We start from the raw sequence: 16702 nt of genomic DNA, 5'->3' as shown, positions 1-16702 counted from the left end.
GCGAAACTGAAGCGGACGTTCTCGACTCTGGATTCCGGGGTGCCTTGCTCGGGGTCAGCGGCGAGGTTCCACTCGATGGCAAGTGGGGATCGTGGTCGACACGGTTCGACTCTTTCCGGTTGGATCGCCTGCAGATGATCTGCGCCACTATCGCTTCAACTGGAGCGCGGCGATGGTGGTGGCGGCTGTGATCGCGCCGGCGATGAGCATGCTCGCTGTAACGCCCGCGGTGTACGTGTTGCTGGACAGGAGAACTCCGAACACCGCGACTGCGAGTGCTCCGCCGACTTGTCGGCTGGTGTTGAACACGCCCGATGCCACGCCGCCGCGTTGTGCGGGCACGCTTCCGAGCAGGATGCCGGTGGTCGGCGGCATGACGAACGGTCCTCCGATCCCGGTGAGCATCATGAGCGCGGCGATGGCCCAGAACGGGGTCGCGGGCGGCAGCAGCGCGATCGATACGAGCCCCGCCGTCATCAGGGTTAACCCGACGACCACCAGCCGTTTGCCGCCGACCCGTTCGATGATCCACGGCGTGAACGGGGTGAGCACCAGTCCTGTCAGCATCATCGGGAGAAACACCAGGCCCGTGCTGAGCGGGGTGAGTCCGCGTTCTTGTTGGAGAGCGAGACTCATCACGAAAGGCAGACCGTAATAGCCGATCATGAACCCGAATCCGATGAGCATGGGGATCAGTGTGTTGCGGTCCCGGAACAGGCCGTGCGGGATCATCGGATGTTGCGCCCGGCGCTGCCACAGCACGAACCCGACACCGGCGACCAGGGCGATGGTGAGCGCGACAATCACCTGTGGTGCCGTGAAACCGGCCTGCCCGCCTTCGATGACGCCGTAGGTGAGCCCGCCCATCGCGAGGATTCCGGTGGCCTGGCCTGCCCAGTCGAACGGGGCGGAGTGCGTGCTGGTCTCGACGCTGCGGAGGATGAGGATCACGGCCACCATGCCGACCGGAAGATTCACGAGGAAGATGAGACGCCAGCTGAGCAGCGTCAGCAGACCGCCGAGCACCGGACCGGCAGAGGAGGCGACTGCGCCTCCCATCGCCCAGACAGCGATCGCACGCGCGCGGCGGCGCGCATCGTCGAACGCATGGTTGAGAAGCGCCATCGACGACGGCATCATGGCAGCCGCGGCCACGCCTTGCGCAATCCGGGCGGCGATCAGAACCTGAAGGGTGGGCGCGAGTCCGCAGGCGACGGACGCGACCACGAACAGCGCGGTTCCCCCGGCGAGCACCTGGCGCGCACCGAACCTGTCGGTGAGGGAGCCGGAAGACAGCAGCAGGGCCGCGAACATGAGCGTGTATCCGTCGACGACCCATTGGATCCCGGAGATCCCGCCGCCGAGTTCTGTCTGGATGCGGGGGAGCGCGACGTTGACGATCACCGCATCCAGCGTGATCACGAAGAAGACGAGCGTCGCCGCCACCAGGGTGGTGGTGCGCCGCGCGGGGTGCCCGGCGGGAGGGGATGTCAGCGCCGGGAGGGTGGGGGCGGTCATGGACCGTCCGGGGTGAGGAGGACCTTGATCGCGCGTCGCTCGTCCATCGCCCGGTATGCCTCGGCGGCCTGGGAGAGTGGCAGGGTCAGGTCGAACACCTTGCCGGGGTCGATCTCGCGCCGCCAGATCCGTTCGATCAGGTCGGGCAGGAATCGGCGCACCGGGGCGGGGCCGCCCATCAGGTGAACTTCCGCGTAGAACAGTTCTTCGCCTGGGAGCTCGACGCCGTGGGCGACGCCGACGAATCCGACGTGCCCGCCGGGGCGGGTAGACCGGATCGCCTGCAGCATGGACTCCTGGGTGCCGACGGCTTCGATGACGGAATGCGCACCGAGGCCGCCGGTGAGCTCTTTGATGCGGGCGACACCTGCATCTCCGCGTTCTTCGACGATGTCGGTCGCGCCGAACTCCCGGGCGAGGTTCTGTCTGGATGCGTGTCGGGACATGGCGATGATGCGCTTCGCGCCGAGCTGTTCGGCGGCGAGAACAGCGAGCAGCCCGACGGCGCCGTCCCCGACGACGGCGACGGTCTTGCCGGGTCCGACCTCGGCGGCGACGGCACCGAACCATCCCGTGCCGAGGACGTCGGACGCGGCGAGCAGTGAGGGGACGAGGTCCGGGTCGGGCATCCCGGGGGTTGCGACCAGAGTGCCGTCGGCGAGCGGCACCCGCAGGAGCTCGGACTGTGCGCCGCCTGCTCCCACGAACTCGAGATGCATGCACCGGGACTGGTATCCGGCCTGGCAGATCTCGCACGTGTTGTCCGACGCGAAGAAGGATCCCACGACGAAGTCGCCGACCTTGACGTTGTGGACGGCGGCGCCGACCTGCTCGACGATGCCGACGTACTCATGGCCCATGGGCGTTGGTTGCGTCACCGGGTTGATCCCGCGGTAGTCCCACAGGTCGGATCCGCAGACGCAGGATGCCGTCAATCGGATGATCGCGTCTGTGGGCTGCTGGAGGCGCGGGTCTTCGCGGTGTTCGTAGCGGACGTCGCCGGGGGCGTGGATGACGGCTCCGTACATGTCAGTCCTCCCCGTGCGTGGCGAAGATCTTCTTCGCGACGGTCATGGCGCTCATCCCGTTCGGCCATCCGGTGTAGAACGCGAGTTGCAGGATCGCCTCTTTGATTTCGTCCTCGGTGAGCCCGTTGCGGCGGGCGAAGTCGAGGTGGAAGTTCAGCTGCTCGGCCTTGCCCATCGCCGTGAGCGCCGCGACGGTGATGAGGCTGCGGTCGCGTTTGCTCAGCCCCGGCCGATCCCATACCTCGTCGAACAGCACCCGGTCGGTGTAGTGCACCATGCCCGGGGCGAAGTCGCCGAACGCGTTGAATCCGCCGTTCCAGCCGGTGCTCTCGGTATCGGTCATGATGTGGTCTCCTCGTCTGAGATGGTCGGGGGATTGTTCTGACTCCAGTGAATCCGGCTCTCTTCGGGCGAGGCAGTCCCTCGTGAGGGATGTACTGGCAGGGCATCCCTCAGCGTCTCCGCACGGCGTAGCGTCGGAGCCGTGGACAACCGGATCGAAGTGCGCGAGTTCCTCACGACGCGTCGCGCGAAGCTCACCCCGGAGCAGGCGGGGCTGACCTCCGGCAGCAATCGCCGGGTTGCCGGGTTGCGTCGCGGGGAGGTGGCGATGCTCGCGGATGTGAGCGTCGAGTACTACTCGAAGATCGAACGGGGAGACATCGCCGGGGCATCCGACATCGTCCTGGATTCGATCGCACGCGCCCTGCAATTGGATGACGCGGAACGGGAGCACCTGTTCGATCTGGCGCGTGCTGCCAACGGGCCGGCGGTGGTGGTGCCGCGCCGGTCACCGAAGAACTGGTCACCGCGGCCGGGTCTGCAGGTGGCACTGGATGCGATCACCGGTGGTCCGGCGTTCGTGCGGAACGGGCGGATGGACATCCTCGCCACGAACATGCTCGGGCGCGCGTTCTACGACCAGGTCTTCGACGGCCCCGGCGAGGGCAATCTCGCCCGATTCAACTTCCTGGACGACCGCTCGCACGAGTTCTACCCGGACTGGGAGGCAGCCTCCGACATCAGCGTGGCGATCCTGCGCACCGAAGCCGGACGCGACCCGCGCGACAAGCGGCTGCATGACCTGATCGGTGAGCTCTCCACCCGCAGCGATGCGTTCCGGACCCGGTGGGGCGCCCACAACGTGCGCCGACACGGCGCGGGCACGAAGAACTTCCACCACCACGAGGTCGGCGACCTCACCCTCACCTACGAGGGACTGGAGATGACGGCCGAGCCCGGACTCTCCTTTCTCATCTACACCGCAGAACCCGGCAGTCCCTCCGAGGAGCGCCTCAAGCTTCTCGCCAGCTGGGCAGCCAGCGGAGCCCGGACGACATTCGAATCGCAGGAGACGGAGAATCACGCATGAACCTCGAACCGAAGCCCGCAACCACCATCGGCCCCGCCGATCGGTTCACCGGGGCGGTCTACGTCGACTCGATCGCCGTGCCGAAGGATGCCGGTCAGCGCATGATCGTCAGCCGGGTCAGGTTCTCGCCCGGTGCCCGGACCGCGTGGCACGCGCACGGCCGCGGCCAGACCCTGCACATCACGCAGGGCGTCGCACTCATCGGGACGCGCGATGGCACGGTCATCCGTGCCACCCCCGGCCAGACCGTCTACACACCACCCGGGGAGGAGCACTGGCACGGCGCGACCCCGGAGGACTTCATGGAGCACCTGGCGATGCTGGACGACCCGTCCGGATCCCCGGACGACGACGGCTGGCGCGAACACGTCACCGACCAGGACTACCGCGCCGCGGCGGCGGATCAGTCATGAAGTACACCCGGCTTGGAAACACCGGGCTCCGGATGCCGCGCATCGCGCTCGGCTGCATGAGCTACGGCGACCCGACACGGGGGTTGCACAACTGGACGCTCGACGAAGACGCAGCATCCGCCTTCTTCCGTCAAGCCGTTGAACTGGGCATCACGCTCTGGGACACCGCCAACGGCTACCAGCAGGGTACGAGCGAAGAGTATGTCGGCCGCGCGATCCGACGGTTCTCCCGTCGCGAGGACATCCTGATCGCCACCAAGGTGTTCGGGAAGATGCACGACGGCCCGGGCGGGTCAGGGCTGTCTCGCAAGGCCATCCTCGAGCAGGTCGACGCGTCGCTGGCACGGCTCGGCACCGACTACATCGACATCTACTACATCCACCGGTTCGACCCGGACGTACCCGTCGAGGAGACCATGGAAACGCTCGACGGGCTGGTGCGGGCGGGCAAGGTCCGGTATCTGGGAGCGTCCAGCATGTGGGCGTGGCAGTTCGCGAAGCTGCAGACCGCGGCCGCTGTGCACGGCTGGACGCCGTTCTCGGCGATGCAGGACCAGTACAACGCGCTCAAACGCGAGGAAGAGCGCGAGATGATCCCCCTGTGCGCCGACCTGGGCGTCGGCCTCGTCCCCTACTCGCCGAACGCGAAGGGCCGGCTCGCGAGGCCCCGCGGTGTCGAGACGGATCGGTCCCGCACCGATGCGGTTGCCAAGGCGTTCGATTCGGATGTCGATGGGCCCGTGATCGACGCGGTCGAGGCCGTCGCCACCGAACGCGGCGTGTCCATGGCCCAGATCGCACTCGCCTGGGTGCTGAGAAACCCCGTCGTCGCCGCCCCCGTCGTGGGGGCGACGAAACCCCACCATCTCAGCGACGCCGTCGCCGCACTCGACGTCGAACTCACCGACGACGAGGTGACGCGGATCAGCGAGCCGTATGTGACGCAGCCACCGTTCTGGTGGTGAAACCGGCCCCCAGGCCGGGCCGACCGCGACCGATGATCACGGGCTTGACAGGGGCGTCCCCACCCGCCAGTTTCCCGTGACCGGTGCAGCCGTTTCCACGTTGGGCGACGTCCTGGCCACCGAAACGCTCGCGGCGACCGACTCGCAGGCCGCACGCCTGGACGAGGTCCAGTTCGACCTGGGTGAGGGTCCGTGTTGGGATGCCGTGCGGTCGGGCCGCTCCGTGGTCGAGCCGGAAGTGGCGGACAGCGGGATGACCCGCTGGCCGGCGTTCTCGGCCGCGATTCGCGACGACGGGGTGTGCTCGATCTTCGCGTTCCCGCTCATGGTCGGGCCCCTGAGGCTCGGGGCCGTGGACCTCTATTCACTGGATTCGGTGACGCTCGACGGCCGCCAGGTTCGCCAGGCCTCGGCCATGGCGGACGTCATCGGGAGGAACGTGCTGAGGCAAGCACTGCGATCGCTCGAAGATCTCCAGCCCGTCGCGGACGCACACAGTCGCCGCGCCATCCAGGCGACCGGCGTCGTGCTCGCGCAGCTCAACGTGTCCGCCGAGGACGCCCACCTGGTTCTGCAGGGTCACGCCTTCGCGACGGGACGATCCATGATGGACGTTTCGAAAGATGTGCTCGATCGCACGCTTGCGTTCCACTACGTCGGCGATCGGATCGAGGTGACTTCATGACCGACATTCTCCGGGAGGCGCAGCTCTTCCAGACCTTCGCGAAACTGGCAGACACCCTGGTCGACGACTACGACGTGGTGGAGCTTCTGCAGTCCCTCGTCGACTCCTGCCGGGACCTGCTGTCGACGACCTCGGCCGCCGGCATCCTCCTCGCCGACACCGACGGCGAGTTGGAGCTGGTGGCTTCGACGAGCGAAGGAACGCGGCTCGTCGAGACGATGCAACTGGGCGCCCAAGCCGGGCCGTGCATCGAAAGCTTCCGCACGGGCACTGCCGTCTCCGTCCCCTCGATCCAAGACAGCCCACCGGAATGGGCCGCGTTCCGCGAAAGCGCTCTCACCTTGGGTTTCGCCTCCGCAGAGGCCATTCCCCTCCGGCTCCGCGACGTCACGATCGGGACCCTCAACCTTCTGCGCTCCGAGAGCGGCGCGGCATCAGAGACTGATCTGCTGGCCGCCCAGGCATTCGCCGACGTCGCGACGATCGGCATCCTTCACGAGCGGACGCTGAGGGAGTCTGAGGTACTCGCACAGCAGCTGCAAGCGGCTCTGAACCACAGAGTCGTCATCGAACAAGCCAAAGGCGTCGTCTCGTACACCAACAACGTGCTCATCGATGAAGCGTTCGAGATGATCAGGGATTATTCCCGGCGACACGGGCTGCCGATCACGGAGGTCGCGGGAAGGATCGTCCGGCGGGAGCTCCACCTCCCCTCACCACGGAACACCGGGTCGGGACACTCGCAGCAGTCGTAGAATCGGAAGATCGACGCCCCGGACCCTGGTGTCGTTCCAGCGAACGACTATGTGGGAGGGACGGTATGAAACTCCTGACCAACAGCGCGGGGTCCTACCTCACGGGCGACGACATCGCGGACGCCGTCATGGCGTATGGCCGCGCGCTTGTCGAAGAGCAGTGCGCGGCGGTCGTCGACGTGCCATTTCTGAATTCCGCCGGCTCCGACCAACGAGTCCAGCTGACGGTCGGGTGGGGGATCGCGCTGAACGCGATCTACCCCGTGGAATCGCCCTCCGAGCTCGTTGACGATGCCACGGTCGACCACCTGAAGGATGAGACGGCCAGATTGGTGAAGGAGGCCTCGCCGTCCGGTGATGCACCGTTCGCCGAGCCGAACGTGGCGTGGCTGCCCGATCAGTGCAGCTTGGTCGACTGCTTTTGATCTGCTGGGCGCGCGCTCGGTTCGGAGAGAATCCATCCCGACACACTCGGCCACTGAGGCAGCGGCCCGTGAACGTGTCTGTTCAGGCCGCACGCCGGTTCTTCTCGTTGTCAAGGGTCTAACAGTCGTGTGGCACGACGCGTGATGCTGAGTCCGCTGAAGGAGGCGGAGATGTTCACGCCAGGACATTGGGTCATGACCCGGGAAGGCGTCCGCGGTCGTGTCGTGGCTCTTTGCGCGGACCATGTGCCGAGGCGCATCTACTCGGAGGACGTGTGCGTGCCCGCGTCCGTCGTGCTCCTCGAAACCGGGGAGATGAGGTGGTTCCCGGACAGCGCTCTGACACCGCTGACGAAGGGTCCGGAAGATTGGCACGAGCTGGATGTTCCTTTGGAGACCATCGTCACCGCTCCTGACAGCGACGCTCGGTGATCGTGCCGGGCAGGGAGGAGATGCCCCTCGGCGATTCCATGTTCCATGCGCGCGAGCGGACGCGTGGAAGGCGCGGCCACGCGTCCCCCACGCGAGGAGTCCGGGGCACAGCCACGGCGGAGGAACTCACGGTGCCAGAGGGCTGTCGGGGTTCTGGGCGACCCGGGTCCAGAATGCGATGTACTCCTGCTCGTAGGCGACGCCGATGCGCAGCGGTGCGAGCTGGAAGGCGAGCTCGGGGCGATAGCCGTGGCGCTCGAGGAGTCTCTCGTACTTCACCTTCGCTGCCTGATGAGCCGTGATCTGCGTCTCGGCGAGTGCGACGATGTCTTCCGTCGTGGAGATCCCGCCGAAGAAGAGTTTGAGCAGTGCAGGATCCCGGATCTCAACGTCGGATGACGCGGGGTCGGCCAGCCACGCGTCGAGGGCCGCGCGTCCCCGCGGATTGATGGTGAATACGCGCTGCCTGCGACCCGTCTCTGCTTGCTCCTCGTCGACGAGGCCGAGCTGTGCGAGCCGCTGCGGCTCGCGGTACAGCTGAGCGTGGGGAAAGGTCCAGAAGAAGCTGATCGACATCCCCACGAGCTTTTTCATCTCATACGACGTCGACGGCCCGCGGGTCGCGAGGACCCCCAAGACCACGTAGCTGATCGGATTCAGTGAGGGCATTGACAATCGGTCGTCCAAGATGGATGATGCTTTCGTTCAGATGGTCTGATTCATACTATCAGGAGCTCTCATGCCAAGAACACCCTCGGACACGCGGGTCCGGATCGCACTCGTCATCGCCTACGCCGGTGCGACCCTCTACGTCGTCCTCATGGCGGTCCTTCACGTCGTACAGCCGGGACTGATCGACGACGGCACCATCAGTAAGTACGCGCTCGGTCCCGGCGGCTGGATGCTGCAGGCCGCATTCATCGCCGCCGGCGCCGGCTACGCGGGCGTCGCGCTCCTGTGGAGCGGCGCGCGAGCGATCCTTTCGTGGGTCACGGCGGCGGCGTTTCTCGTCATGGGCCTGTTCGTGATCGATTCCGTCGGGCCGACCGAGGTCGTCAGTATCCACGGGGCCCTGCACACCGGCGCGTTCTTCGTCGTTGTGCTCCTCACCACCGTCCTGATGTTCCTGCACCGAGGGCGGACGGACTCGGCGTGGCTTCGCACCCTTCCCTTCCTCGCTCCAGTCCTCGTCCTCGCAGGATTCTTCATCCCGGGTCTGGTCGGTGCCGTGCTCTTCCGGGCATGGACTCTCAGCCTCGTGCTGTGGGTCATTCTCACTGCGCGGGAGCTGGCTCGTGCCGGTCGTCGCGGAGCGGCATCGACGCCGGCGCACTCGATCTCTGGTGCATGAGAAGGTCGTGAGCCGACACGACTCGCGAACGAGCCGAGCACACATTCCGAGTGACATCCTCCGCCGCCGCATCAGGTCGGGTCTTGCGCGATTCGGCTAGCGGCGTAGCTTGGTTTGAGAGGCCGCGTGGCCGACGCGTGGCGGAGCATCAGAGCCGGCGAGGTGGCCGGGAGGGCGGCGGACGTCGTGACCGTGCAGCGTTTTGCGGTGAGCACGCGGGATCCCGATGTCTCCGCGGCGACGGTCAAGGAGATGTTCGGCAACCCGATCCGTTTCGAGTCCGATCCGGCCCGGGACTTCGCGTTCGCGGTCGACGGCGTGGTGCTGGACAGCGGTCTGACGGTCGCGACCATGTTGTTCCCCACCGCGGCCGCTCTCGATTCCGGTGAACTGCCCGATTACACGGTGTCCGTGATGGAGGGCGACATCCGATGGCACGGGAAGGACACGGTCAAGCGGATCACGGCGCCCTTCATCGTCCCGCCGGGCACCGGCACCCGCCTGCGCTGGACGTCGACGAGAACCCTCAACGTCGGGTTCCCCGCAGACCGGCTCGCCCCGTACACCGGGGGACCCAACCCGAGCATGGCAGCTCTGAACAGCGAGAACGCCGACACCCGCGTCGTGGAGGCGGTGGTGCGGATGCTCAACGCCACGCTGCTGTCAGCGCCAGACGTCCTCGACGATCCGCTCATCCACGCCAACGCGCTGGAGACACTCATCGCCGCGATCGCGGCGACGTACCCCATCGTCCGAGAGGCGACGGAGCACGCACTGTCGACGGCTCTGCGTCGAGCGATCGCCTACATCGACGAGCACCTGGCGCAGCCGATCACCGTCGCGGCCGTCGCCGAGGCGGCCCGGATGTCCGTCCGCGGTATCCAGGCGCTGTTCCAGCGCGAGCTGGGAATCAGTCCCCTGCAATACGTCCGCCGGGAGCGACTCGCCGCAGCCCGTGCGGAGCTGCTTGTCGCCACCGAACCGGGAGTCGTGGCTCTCATCGCGCGCCGATGGGGCTTCGCCCACCCCTCCCGATTCGCGGCGGACTATTTCGCGGCCTTCGGCGAGCACCCCGGTTCGACTCTCCGGGAGCAGCCGAAAGCGGCGCGGGATGCCATGACCGCCGATTCTGGAGGGGGCGACTGATGGCGTACTCGAGCATGACGTTCAGTTCGTCCGACCCGGGCGTGAGCGAGCAGTGGCTGGCCGACGTGTACGGTGCGGTCGCCCTCGACCGCGGCTTCGGGCGGTTCTCGCAACGAATCGCCGGCGACGAGGATTTCTTCGTGGCCCGGTCGCACTGGGACGGCGTGATGGGGTCCACGGTCGAGATGGATTGGGTGGTGATCATCAACGCTCTGGCCCCGAGCCCGTGGGAGAGCCGGGATGGCGACGGCGACCTCGCCGCCGCACCGGCGCTCTTCCGTCCCGGCATCCCGTTCTCCGCCTGCAGCGACCAGGGCACCCAGCTGGCCGCCTTCGACCCTCGTGCGTTGCAGCGGACGGCTCGCCTCCTCTACGCGGACGACGATCTGACTGTCGCGTTCGACGGCGCCGAGCCGGTGAATCCGCAGGCGGGGGCGCAATGGCTCGCGGTGCTCGGTCTGATTCAGGGCGACGTCGACGTGGGCCTGCTCGACAACGAGCTGGTCCGCGCCTCAGCGAGCCGTCTGCTGAAAGTCGCGGCGCTCGAGTGCTTCCGGCTGACGGGCGACCGGCACGAGCGGCACGTCTCGGCGGAGCGCCGGATGCAGGTCTACCGCGTCGGAGTGGAGTTCCTGCACGAGTTCGCGTCCCTCCCCATCACCGTCGAAGACGCGGCCGACGCCGCGGGCGCTTCGGTCCCCGATCTCGTGGACGCGTTCCGGGCGCACCACCCGCAAGCCGCCTCACCGGCCGCGGCACTGCGCCACGCCCGCCTGGCAGCCGCCTACGACGACCTGCTCGCCGGCGATCCCACGCGCGGCGACACGGTCCGCGACATCTCGCTGCGCTGGGGCTTCTCCTCCCCGAGCCGGTTCGCGGCCTGGTTCCGGGCCGCGTACGGCGTCAGCCCGAAGTACGTCCTCGACCGCTGAACGCGCGGAACGTTCCCGCGGCTACTGCTCCAAGAGCGCTTTCGCCCGGTCGAGTGCGGACATCTCCGCGTCCATGCTCTTTTGGACCGGGCCGCCCATGAAGATCTTCTTGAGCCCGCTCACTTCGGCATCGAGCGCGAAGGTCACGGTCGTGCCGCCCTCGGCCGAGGCGAACGTGAAGCCACCGGTCGGGCGGACAGGACCGCTCACCGTCGTGAACGCGTAGCGCGTCGGAGCGGTGTACTCCGTGATCCGGATATCGGCATCGATCGACCGGCCACCCGGCCCCGAAACGACCTGGTGCACGGTCGCGCCGACACGCGCCTCCCCGTCCGCGCGCATCTCCTTCACCCCCGTCCGCCACTTCAGGTCGTTCGCGGGGTCGGTGAAGAATGCGAACACCGTCTCGATCGGGGCGGCGATCCGAATGGTGCGGGTGGCGGATGGCATGACGCCAGTATCCTGCGCCGCGGACGCCACGTCGACCCTTGCGCCCGGGGGAGACCGGAGTAGCGTGGCGGGCGACGAGATCGCCGGGGCAACCCCGTGATCGCGATGGGGTGAGGATCATGCTCCAGAAGACCGCGGACGAGACGTTCGACCGCGACGCGGCCACCGCGGCCCTGCTCGAGGTCCTGCGACCAGACGTTCGCGCCGTCGTGCGTGAAGCGCTCGTCGACGAGCCCGCGACCCTCGACCGGACAGCGGCCAGGCCGGTCTCTCCCGAGATGGAACGGCTGTGGCTCGCGACCACCGCCCTCTACCGAGACCTCGTCCTGCAGTCGGAGATGTCCGGCAACGTGCTGGTTCGGCAGGAAGCCACTCGCGCGCTGATCGCCACCGCGATCGCTGTGTTCGGCTTTCAGGGACCCGGCGAGTGGACGGCATCCGCCCCGGCGGCGGCGCGTCGCGCACGCAGCTACATCGACGAGCACCTCTGCGAACCCATCACCGTCCACGACGTCGCCGCGGCGGCGCGACTCAGCGTCCGGGGTGTGCAGTACGGGTTCCGGAAGGCCTACGGAATGTCGCCGATGGCGTATCTGCGCGCCGAGCGGTTGGCGGCGGTGCGCCGTGACCTCCTGGCTGCCGATCCGGTGGCCGGTGCCACGGTTGCCGGGATCGCGCGACAGTGGGGGTTCGCGCATCTGGGGCGCTTCGCGGGCGCGTACCGCGACGCGTACGGGGAATCGCCCAGCCTCACGCTCGGAACCTGAGCGGGTGACCGAGCTCAGTAGATGTGCAGCTGGGAGAGCAGCCCGTTCGTGTCGTCGACGACCTGCAGCAGATCCTTGTTGTGCTTGATCATCTGGCTGCGCATGTAGACGCGGAGCCACTGCTGACCCATGAACGTCTCGTAACGCTCGAAGACGACACCGAGGGGCAGCCGGGTGTTCGCGAGGTGCCCGGCCAGGTGGAACGCGCACTCGAAGCCGAGCGAGATGGACTGGAAGTACGGCGACCCGATCGCGGCATCCCCCAGCAGGAACACCGGGGTGCGCGCGAGCGCGTGGTCCTCACCGGAATCGTGCCAGCGGCGGGACGTCGTGTTCCATGCGTGGTACACGTTGAGCGGGATCCGGACGATCTCCAGGTCGCCGACGACGTTGCCGGGGCTCTGCTGCTGCATCCGGCTGATGAACCCGTCCATCGACGTCGCGATGAGCGGAAAGTTCTCGCGCAACCAGGCGCCGCTGAAGCGCGACGGCATGGCCTCGAATTCCGCTCGGCTGATGCTCACGATGCCGGTCACGTGCGTGACGTTGCCGTCGTAGCTGGTCCTCTTGACGGACGGGATGAACTTGTAGCCGGTGTTCTCGAGATTCTTGTAGTACTTGCAGAACTCGTCGCACTCGAACGGTGCGTCGTAGAGGAAAGTGATCATGAGCGCGTGCTCGAGATTGAGCAGCCACGTGTTCGCGCCCCGCGTTCCGGACTCGTCGCCGACGGCCAGCAGATCCCGCAGGACGGCGTGCGTGCCGCCGCAGTCCACGATGACGTCGTGCGGCTCCGCGAGTGCGAGTGCGTCCTCGCCACTGACATCGGCGAAGACGAACTCGACGTCCCCGGAGCCGCGCGAGCGGATCAGCTCACTGAGACCGCGTTCGATGGTCTTGAGCGGGACGAAGCCCTGCGTCCACTCCTGCACGAGCGCCCGCAGGTCGGAGGCGACGGTGTGCCGGTAGGCGAGACGCGTCTCCAACTCGACGCGGTCGAAGATGGCCTCGACGTGCTGACCGTCGATCGTGTCCGCCCGATAGCTCTCGATGGTGTCCGCCAGGAGATAGGGCGCCAGCGTGACCATGCGGTTGCGCGTGTACTCCGGCCGTTTCTCGTAGACCCGCACCCGCTGACCGGGGACGGACTGCAGCAGTGCCGCCAGGAAGAGACCGACCGGACCGCCGCCGATCACATGGACGGTGCCCTGCGCACGTTCCGAGGTGCCAGCCACGGGAACTCCCTCGCCGTTGAGGCCTCTCGGATGCCCGAGGCCCGACGCTAGAATGGTACCGCTCCCGGGATGCCGCGACCAGAGGCGCGGTGAGCTCCGTCACGAGTCGAAACCGACCTTGCACTTCTGCAGCATCCAGAGCCACAGGCCCCGGCGTCCTTCGCGGCGGTCGGACCGCGCCATCATCGCCGAGGTGAACCGGATGGCGGGCCAGACGAACGGCTCCGGCGGGAAGGGGAGGGGGCGCTTGCGCACCAGCTTCGTCCGCGAACGCTCGGTGTCTTCCCCGTTGAGCAGGTCGAGCATCACGTCGGCAGCGAAGCGCGTCGCCGCGACGCCGAGACCCGTGAAGCCGGCTGCTGCGGCGACCTGCCGGTGCCCGGCGAGCGTGAAGAACGAGAAGAACCGGCTGCAGGTGTCGATCATGCCGCCCCAGGCGTGCGTGTACTTCACGTCGGCGAGCTGCGGGAAGAAGACCCCCATGTGCACGGCGAGGCGCTCGAACGTCGACTCGCTGATGTCGTATTCGGGCTTCACTCGTCGTCCGAAGTGGTAGACGGCGTCATACCCGCCCAGCAGCAGCCGATCCCGACCGGCCGAGTCCTTGAGCAGACGCATGTAGTGGAAGCGGCTGTTGAGGTCGGTGACGCCCTGCGCCTTCTGCCACCCGAGGGCGGCCCGCTGATCCGGGGTGAGCGGTTCGGTCACGATCGCGTAGTCGTACACGGGGACGGTGAACAGCCGGGTGCGTCGCAGCAGCGAGCGGAATCCGTTGGTCGCGAGCACGACCTGGCGCCCGGTGATGCGGCCGTGCGATGTCTGCACGACGACCCCGCGGCCGTGCCCGAGGCTGCGCAGGCGCGTGGCGGCGGTGTTCTCGTGGATGCGGACGCCCAGCGCGACACAGGCATCCGCCAGTCCGCGGGCGAGCTTCACCGGATTGAGGACGACCCCCTCCTCCGTGGCCCAGCCGCCGACGCGGGCAGCCGCCGTACGGACCTCCGCCTGGAGCTGGTCGTCGGCGAGGACCCGCACCGACGGGTCGGTGGCGGCGAGCCGCCGGATGGCGGCCTCCTGGTGCGGTTCGGTGGCGAGCTTGATCACTCCATGGGGCTGCACGTCGCAATCGATGCCGTACCGGTCGAGCGCGGCGAGCAGCTCGGCCAGGTTCTCCTCACCCAGACGGGCGAGCAACGGCTCCTCACCCGGCAGATGCGTGCTCGCGTTGGATCGCCCGTGGGTGAGGCTCGGCTCGCAGAAGCCGCCGTTCCTGCCGGATGCCGCCCACGAGACCCGGTGCGCCTCGATCAGCACCACGTCGAGGTCCGGGTAGCGCTCTTTCGCGCGCAGCGCCGTCCACAGCCCGGTGTAGCCGCCGCCCACCACGACGAGATCCGCGGAACTCTCGCCGGCCAGCGGCGGCGCCTCCACGGGAAACCCGAGATCGTCGAGCCAGAACGAGGTTCGCTTGGCCTCGGACAGCAACGCCCTCGCGCGGCTGCGGTCCGATTGCTGCTCGGCCACTTCGAAACTTGTCAGACGCTCCACGTCTCGCGATCCTTCCGTCGGTTCGATGCATCCGGCGCCCGCACGGCGCCGATGCGTCCACAACCATAGCGGGAGGAATATGTCGAATCCGCAACCAAAATAGGCAGAAGAAAACAGGTCGTTAAAAAGGTGACCAAAGACTTGCGCAGACGACAACCTCGTGTCTAGGTTTGCTGAGCATCACACATGCGTCAACGACGACAGGAGAACGCGCCATGTATGCCCAGACCCTCACCGCCACGCCACAGCTGTTCATCGACGGGGCCTACACCGATGGCACCGGAAGCGAACGCTTCGAGGTCATCAGCCCCGCGACAGGCGAATTCATCGCCGCGCTCCCGGTGCCCTCACGAACCGACCTCGACCGTGCCGTCGCCGCGGCCAACCGTGCGCAACGCGAGTGGCGCAAGGTCGGTGTGTGGAAGCGCGCCGAGCTCTGCCACCGCATCGGCGACAAGCTCGCCGAGCACGTCGAGGAACTCGCCCTGCTGCAGACCCTCGAGCAGGGAAAGCCCATCAGCGAGTCGCGCGCCGACGTCACCGAGGCCGCGCAGCTTTTCCACCTCCACGCGGAGGACGCCCTGCGCCTCTACGGTGAGACGATTCCCTCGTCCGACACGAAGAAGCGGATGCACACCTGGCGTCAGGCCGTCGGCACGTGGGCGATCATCACCCCGTGGAACTTCCCCCTCCTGATGTTCACGGAGTTCGCCGCCCCGGGGTTGGCGACCGGCAACGCGCTCGTCGTGAAGCCGCCGATCCACACCTCGCTCACGGTGCTGAAGGCGATGGAATACCTTGCCGAAGCCGGCCTGCCCGAGGGACTCGTCAACATCCTGCCGGGCGAGGGGGCGTTCGGCTCCCAGCTCGTCTCCCACCGCGGGATCGACGCGATCGGCTTCATCGGCTCGTCGGCGACCGGCGCGAAGATCCAGGCCGCGGCAGGCCTCAAGCGGTCCGTCATGGAGTGCTCCGGCAACGGACCCGTCGTCGTCCTGGACGACGCCAACATGCAGCGGGCGGCGAAGGCGGCTGTCGACTCCGCGTTCTACTGCGCCGGCCAGGTGTGCTGCGCCACCGAGCGGGTGATCGTCCACCGCGACGCCCACGACTCCTTCGTCGACGCGGCCCTCGCGTATGCCAGGACCGTCAAGCTCGGCAACCCGTTCGAGGAGTCCACCAACCTCGGTCCGCTGAACAACGAGGGCGTCGCGGCCAAGATGGACCGGCACCTGGCGGAAGCTCGCGCCCACGGTTTCGACGTGCTGCTCGGCGGCGGACGCGCGCCCGGCTTCGCCACCGACCTGTACTACGACTTCACCATCGTCGACGGCGTCACCGAGGACGCACTGCTTTCGCGGGAGGAATCGTTCGGGCCCGTGCTGCCCATCATCACGGCGCAGGACGACGACGATGCGCTGCGGATCGCGAACGCGGATTCTCTGGGTCTGCAGTCGGCGGTCTTCACGCGCGACATCGCCCGGGGCTACCGCTTCCTCGAGGAGCTCGAGACCGGCCAGGTGCTGCTCAACGAGTCGAACGGCTGGTGGGACATCAACATGCCGTTCGGCGGCGCGGGCGGCAAGGGCACCGGTTGGGGGCGGATCGGCGGGATGTACACGCTGCACGACATGACCGACCTGCGCACGTCCGTCATCCACATCGGCGATTGAGGCTCGG

At 67.5% G+C, this 16702-nt stretch carries 18 protein-coding genes; 11 read left to right on the top strand and 7 right to left on the bottom strand.

Features of this window, described 5'->3' with window-relative positions; translation table 11 throughout:
- Positions 1–147 precede the first annotated feature (147 nt).
- Genes LK09_RS07655 through LK09_RS07645 form a run of 3 tightly spaced genes read right to left on the bottom strand, consistent with a single transcriptional unit; the run spans position 148 to position 2889 of the window.
- Positions 148–1518 carry a DHA2 family efflux MFS transporter permease subunit gene (locus tag LK09_RS07655; RefSeq protein ID WP_082008102.1) on the bottom strand — a complete coding sequence of 457 codons (1371 nt, stop codon included), beginning with the start codon at positions 1516–1518 and terminating at the stop codon, positions 148–150.
- Entirely contained in the window at positions 1515–2546 is a 1032-nt protein-coding gene (locus tag LK09_RS07650) for a zinc-dependent alcohol dehydrogenase family protein (protein WP_039397618.1), read from the bottom strand. Before LK09_RS07650 ends, LK09_RS07655 begins: the two co-directional genes overlap by 4 nt.
- Before the next feature lies 1 nt (position 2547).
- Positions 2548–2889: a carboxymuconolactone decarboxylase family protein gene (locus tag LK09_RS07645; RefSeq protein ID WP_039397616.1), complete on the bottom strand. Its 342-nt coding sequence runs from the start codon at positions 2887–2889 to the stop codon at positions 2548–2550.
- Between the two features lie 141 nt (positions 2890–3030).
- Here LK09_RS07645 and LK09_RS07640 point away from each other — a divergent pair, with 141 nt between their 5' ends.
- The 6 genes from LK09_RS07640 to LK09_RS07615 all read left to right on the top strand — a co-directional run bounded on the left by LK09_RS07640 (position 3031) and on the right by LK09_RS07615 (position 7161).
- The gene (locus tag LK09_RS07640) at positions 3031–3918 is read left to right on the top strand and encodes a helix-turn-helix transcriptional regulator (RefSeq protein ID WP_039397614.1); all 888 of its coding nucleotides are present in this window, start codon (positions 3031–3033) and stop codon (positions 3916–3918) included.
- Positions 3915–4331: a (R)-mandelonitrile lyase gene (locus tag LK09_RS07635; RefSeq protein WP_039397612.1), complete on the top strand. Its 417-nt coding sequence runs from the start codon at positions 3915–3917 to the stop codon at positions 4329–4331. Before LK09_RS07640 ends, LK09_RS07635 begins: the two co-directional genes overlap by 4 nt.
- Entirely contained in the window at positions 4328–5296 is a 969-nt protein-coding gene (locus tag LK09_RS07630) for an aldo/keto reductase (protein ID WP_039397610.1), read from the top strand. The genes LK09_RS07635 and LK09_RS07630 overlap by 4 nt, the downstream gene beginning before the upstream one ends.
- 76 nt (positions 5297–5372) lie before the next feature.
- Positions 5373–5981: a GAF and ANTAR domain-containing protein gene (locus LK09_RS07625; RefSeq protein ID WP_052226503.1), complete on the top strand. Its 609-nt coding sequence runs from the start codon at positions 5373–5375 to the stop codon at positions 5979–5981.
- Positions 5978–6736 (top strand): GAF and ANTAR domain-containing protein, encoded by a 759-nt coding sequence (locus LK09_RS07620; RefSeq protein ID WP_052226502.1) that lies wholly within the window; start codon positions 5978–5980, stop codon positions 6734–6736. The genes LK09_RS07625 and LK09_RS07620 overlap by 4 nt, the downstream gene beginning before the upstream one ends.
- Positions 6737–6801: 65 nt before the next feature.
- Positions 6802–7161, top strand: a complete 360-nt coding sequence (locus tag LK09_RS07615; RefSeq protein ID WP_039397608.1) for a hypothetical protein — start codon at positions 6802–6804, stop codon at positions 7159–7161.
- Positions 7162–7719: 558 nt separating this feature from the next.
- Here the strand turns inward: LK09_RS07615 and LK09_RS07605 are convergent.
- A complete protein-coding gene (locus tag LK09_RS07605) occupies positions 7720–8262 on the bottom strand; it encodes a PadR family transcriptional regulator (RefSeq protein ID WP_039397604.1) in 543 nt (180 codons plus the stop codon).
- A 70-nt stretch (positions 8263–8332) separates the two neighbouring features.
- Here LK09_RS07605 and LK09_RS07600 point away from each other — a divergent pair, with 70 nt between their 5' ends.
- The 3 genes from LK09_RS07600 to LK09_RS20645 all read left to right on the top strand — a co-directional run bounded on the left by LK09_RS07600 (position 8333) and on the right by LK09_RS20645 (position 11022).
- Positions 8333–8944: a DUF998 domain-containing protein gene (locus LK09_RS07600; RefSeq protein ID WP_039397602.1), complete on the top strand. Its 612-nt coding sequence runs from the start codon at positions 8333–8335 to the stop codon at positions 8942–8944.
- Positions 8945–9151: 207 nt separating this feature from the next.
- Positions 9152–10090, top strand: a complete 939-nt coding sequence (locus tag LK09_RS07595; protein ID WP_156138674.1) for a helix-turn-helix domain-containing protein — start codon at positions 9152–9154, stop codon at positions 10088–10090.
- Positions 10090–11022, top strand: a complete 933-nt coding sequence (locus LK09_RS20645) for a helix-turn-helix domain-containing protein (protein ID WP_052226501.1) — start codon at positions 10090–10092, stop codon at positions 11020–11022. Before LK09_RS07595 ends, LK09_RS20645 begins: the two co-directional genes overlap by 1 nt.
- A 21-nt stretch (positions 11023–11043) precedes the next feature.
- Here LK09_RS20645 and LK09_RS07585 read toward each other — a convergent pair whose 3' ends face one another.
- Positions 11044–11502, bottom strand: a complete 459-nt coding sequence (locus LK09_RS07585; RefSeq protein ID WP_156138673.1) for an SRPBCC family protein — start codon at positions 11500–11502, stop codon at positions 11044–11046.
- A gap of 89 nt (positions 11503–11591) precedes the next feature.
- Between LK09_RS07585 and LK09_RS20640 the strand changes: the two genes are divergently transcribed.
- Positions 11592–12239 (top strand): helix-turn-helix transcriptional regulator, encoded by a 648-nt coding sequence (locus LK09_RS20640; protein WP_052226500.1) that lies wholly within the window; start codon positions 11592–11594, stop codon positions 12237–12239.
- Positions 12240–12253: 14 nt separating this feature from the next.
- On the opposite strand, the gene LK09_RS07575 is transcribed toward LK09_RS20640, so the two are convergent.
- Entirely contained in the window at positions 12254–13474 is a 1221-nt protein-coding gene (locus LK09_RS07575) for an FAD-dependent monooxygenase family protein (protein ID WP_039397596.1), read from the bottom strand.
- Between the two features lie 99 nt (positions 13475–13573).
- Positions 13574–15022, bottom strand: a complete 1449-nt coding sequence (locus LK09_RS07570; RefSeq protein ID WP_082008100.1) for an NAD(P)/FAD-dependent oxidoreductase — start codon at positions 15020–15022, stop codon at positions 13574–13576.
- A 215-nt stretch (positions 15023–15237) separates the two neighbouring features.
- Here LK09_RS07570 and LK09_RS07565 point away from each other — a divergent pair, with 215 nt between their 5' ends.
- On the top strand, positions 15238–16695 hold the full coding sequence (locus tag LK09_RS07565; protein WP_039397593.1) for an aldehyde dehydrogenase family protein: 1458 nt from the start codon (positions 15238–15240) through the stop codon (positions 16693–16695).
- Positions 16696–16702: the final 7 nt, after the last annotated feature.

Origin of the sequence: Microbacterium mangrovi (assembly GCF_000802305.1) — a bacterium.
Classification (GTDB): domain Bacteria; phylum Actinomycetota; class Actinomycetes; order Actinomycetales; family Microbacteriaceae; genus Microbacterium; species Microbacterium mangrovi.
The sequence above is the reverse complement of the archived record's forward strand: the minus strand, read 5'-3'. Positions and strand labels throughout refer to the sequence as shown.